This is a genomic window from Rhizobacter sp. P2_H2 (genome assembly GCF_056403375.1).
Window position 1 is genome coordinate 1 of sequence record NZ_JBFUFP010000932.1, and the last position, 2168, is coordinate 2168.

3 protein-coding genes are annotated in these 2168 nt (G+C 72.3%); 2 read left to right on the forward strand and 1 reads right to left on the reverse strand.

All coding sequences use genetic code 11. The annotated features are described in order from the left end of the window. Positions 1–947: response regulator (locus tag AC1D15_RS28405; protein WP_477828647.1), on the reverse strand; the 947-nt coding region annotated here is incomplete at its 3' end. 243 nt (positions 948–1190) lie between these two features. Between AC1D15_RS28405 and AC1D15_RS28410 the strand changes: the two genes are divergently transcribed. Together AC1D15_RS28410 and AC1D15_RS28415 are read left to right on the forward strand one after the other, a co-directional pair. Continuing rightward, positions 1191–1613: a universal stress protein gene (locus AC1D15_RS28410; RefSeq protein ID WP_477828648.1), complete on the forward strand. Its 423-nt coding sequence runs from the start codon at positions 1191–1193 to the stop codon at positions 1611–1613. A 116-nt stretch (positions 1614–1729) separates the two neighbouring features. Then, positions 1730–2168 (forward strand): acyl-CoA dehydrogenase family protein (locus AC1D15_RS28415; RefSeq protein ID WP_477828649.1); only part of this gene is annotated, 439 nt, incomplete at its 3' end.

A 2168-nucleotide genomic window follows, 5' to 3' on the forward strand; every position in this document is an offset into this window, starting at 1 on the left:
GCCTTGTAGACGCGGCGCGAGATCAGCGCATCGAACACGTCGGCCACGGCCATCAGGCGCGCCGCCAGCGGGATCGCGTCGCCGGCCAGGCCGTCCGGGTAGCCGCTGCCGTCCCAGCGCTCGTGGTGGTGCAGCGCGATCTGGTGCGCATACGCGAGGAACGGCGCCGGCGCGTGCGTGTCGGCCACCGCATGGGCAATGGCGTCGGCACCCAGGCGCGCGTGGGTCTTCATCACAACCCACTCCTCGGGCGTCAGCGGGCCCGGCTTGAGCAGCACGCTGTCGGGAATGCCGACCTTGCCGATGTCGTGCAGCGGCGCAGATTTCGCGATCAACGCGATCGCGTGCTCGTCCAGTGCATCGCGAAAGCGCGGATGGCTGCAGGCGCGGCGCGCCAGCGCCTCGACACAGGCCTGCGTGCGCAGCAGGTGGTTGCCGGTCTCGTTGTCGCGCGTCTCGGCCAGCCGTGCCAGCGCGCGCATCGCGACGTCCTGGATCCGCTCGTTCTCGCGGCGGCGCAGCAGCAGCTCGGCCTGCAGCGCCACCTTCTCGTCGCGCAGGCTGTCGCGCGCCTGCTTCAGCACGAGGTGCACACGCACGCGAGCGAGCAGAACCGCCGGGCGAAGCGGCTTCGTGATGTAGTCGACGGCCCCCTCGGCCAGGCCGCGGCGCTCGTCCTCGGTGGAGTCCATCGCGGTCGAGAAGATCACCGGGATGTCGCAGGTGCCGGGGTCGTCGCGCAGCACCTGCAGCATCTGGTGGCCATTCATCCCCGGCATCATCACGTCGAGCAGGATCAGGTCGGGCGCCGGACGCTGGCGCGCCAGTTCCAGCGCACGCACGCCGCCGGTGGCCGCGAGCACGCGGTATTCGCCCTGCAGCAGCTCGCCGAGCACCCGCAGGTTGTCGGSGTTGTCGTCGACGATCAACAAGGTCTGCTGCCGCATGCGAAGGCTCCTGCGGGCCGGAAGGCACGCCTTGCAGGCAGTCTCGGCATTCGCCGCCGCGTGCCATTTGATCGGCGTCAAGCCCCGGCAGGCCGCACCGCCGCACACGGCAACTGCGTGTGGAACCGCACGGCGCCGGCGACGGCCGCAGGCACGGCGATCCGCACCGATTGCGGTACATCAACGCAAGCGCGCGGCGCTGTCGTTACGGTCGGGGCACCACCGGCCCTCTGGAGACCCGCGATGAAGATCCTGATCGGCGTCGACGACAGCGCCTGCACCCACCACCTGTTCGAGCGCCTCGCGGCGCATCCGCAGTGGCTGGATCCGTCCCACGACTACACGGCGTTGCACGTGCTGGCACCGTTGCCCAACGGGTTGGCCGCGCTGCTCGACCGCCCCGGGATCGAGGCGCGCCAGGCCGACGCCGGCCACCGGGTGCTGGCAGGGCTGTCGAATGCGCTCGACCGGCTGCCGGGGCACCCGAAGCGCCGGTGGGCGGTCGGCGATCCCGGCACCGTGCTGGCCCGGCAGGCCGCGGAAGGCGGCTTCGACCTCGTGATGCTCGGCTCGCACGGGCACGGGGCGCTCGGGCAACTGGTGACCGGCTCGACGGTCGCCCGGCTGCTGTCGCACGCGAAGACGCCGGTGCTCGTGATGCGCTGAGCGCATCGATGCCCCCCCGACGCGCGGGGGGCACGGCGGCCGACTTGCGCGGCGTCAAGCGCCGGTGCGCACCGCGTCGCGAAGATGCGCGGCATCGTCACTACCAGGCCGCTGTCATGAGCGCGATTCTCCAGGACACCCTCGACGCGCTGGCGTCGCCCGAAGCCCGCATCGAGCAGGTGCGCCGCATCGCCCGCGAGATCGCGGGGCCGGCCGCCGCGGCGGTGGACCGCGACGGCCGCTTCCCGATCGAGGCCGTGATGGCGCTGAAGGATGCCGGGCTGCTGTCGGCCCGCGTCGCGCCGCGCCTGGGCGGCCACGGCAGCAGCATCGCCGAACTGGGTGCGATGTGCGAGGCGCTGGGGCAGCGCTGCGCGTCGGCAGCGATGGTGTTCGCGATGCACCAGGTGCAGGTGGCGTGCCTGGTGCGCCATGGGAGCACGCCGTACTTCGCGGACTGCCTCGACCGGCTGGTGCGCGAGCAGCGGCTGATCGCGTCGGTGACCAGCGAGGCCGGCGTGGGCGGCTCGGTGCGCACCAGCATCAGCCCGATCG